Raw genomic sequence first — 1,287 nt, 5'->3', positions numbered from 1 at the left:
TATCCATTTACCATCATCCTGTCAGATTTGGAGGTAGAAAACTGTACTACTCATAATCACCAGTTAAAAATTGACCCAGGGGCAAAAACAACAGGTTTAGCAATTCTGCAAAACGACACTGTTATTTGGAGTGCTGAAATAACCCATCGTGGATTCCAAATCCGAGACGCTTTAACCTCAAGACGGCAATTAAGACGTTCTCGCCGTAACCGTAAAACTCGTTATAGAAAACCTCGTTTTCTTAATCGGAAACGTCCCTCCGGATGGTTAGCTCCTAGCTTAATGTCTAGAGTTCATAACATCCTGACTTGGGTTAAAAAACTGATTCGGCTTTGTCCCATAGCGGGTATTTTTCAGGAGTTGGTACGGTTTGACACTCAGAAGATGGAAAACCCAGAAATTTCCGGTACTGAGTATCAACAAGGCACTTTATGCGGCTACGAAATTCGAGAATACTTGCTTGAAAAATGGAACCGTAAATGCGCTTACTGTGGCGCAACAGATGTCCGGTTGGAAATTGAACATATCAAACCAAAATCTTTAGGGGGTTCCGACAGAGTTAACAACCTGGCAATAGCCTGTCACGATTGTAACCAGACCAAAGGAAACCAGGAGATTGAACAATTTTTATCAGGAAAGCCTGATATTTTGAAACGAATCCTGTCTCAGGCCAAACGATCGTTAGCTGATGCCGCTGCGGTTAACTCAACTCGCTGGAAGCTGTACAACGAACTCAAATTGACCGGATTGCCGGTAAAAACGGGCTCGGGAGGTCAAACTAAGTACAATCGACGTCAGTTTAGCCTACCTAAAACTCATTGGCTTGATGCCGCTTGCGTCGGGGATGTTCAAAGCATTTTTGTTGAGGATTATCAAATCCTATCGATTGTGGCAAAAGGCCATGGAACTCGTCAAATCTGTCGAACAGATAAATTTGGTTTTCCGAAGCGGTACTGTTCAAGAACCAAGATACACAAGGGTTTTCAGACCGGAGATATTGTCAAAGCAGTTGTCACTAAAGGTAAGAAGATCGGAACTTACGTTGGACGTGTTGCTACTCGTAAGACTGGTTCATTCAACATTTCAACTGCCAACGGATTGATTCAAGGAATTAGCTACAAGTACTGTACACCAATTCACAAAAAGGACGGATATGCGTATCAAATTAACACCCTGCCCTCCCTTTCCTGAGTGCCTGTCACCTGGGGAAACCCCAGGTGTTTATATGGCACGTCTCACCGCTAAATCAAACAAAGATTATAGCGGGAGTCTCCAGGGAGGCGGACA

Annotated in this window: 1 protein-coding gene; it reads left to right on the top strand. The window is 43.7% G+C overall.

The annotated features are described in order from the left end of the window. On the top strand, nucleotides 1–1,191 hold a 1,191-nt coding region (iscB, locus tag F6K53_RS43220; protein WP_293086851.1), incomplete at its 5' end, for an RNA-guided endonuclease IscB. Between the last annotated feature and the right edge of the window lie 96 nt (nucleotides 1,192–1,287).

Source organism: Moorena sp. SIO4A1 (genome assembly GCF_010672065.1).
GTDB lineage: Bacteria > Cyanobacteriota > Cyanobacteriia > Cyanobacteriales > Coleofasciculaceae > Moorena.
This window is presented reverse-complemented; position numbering and strand designations above follow the sequence as displayed.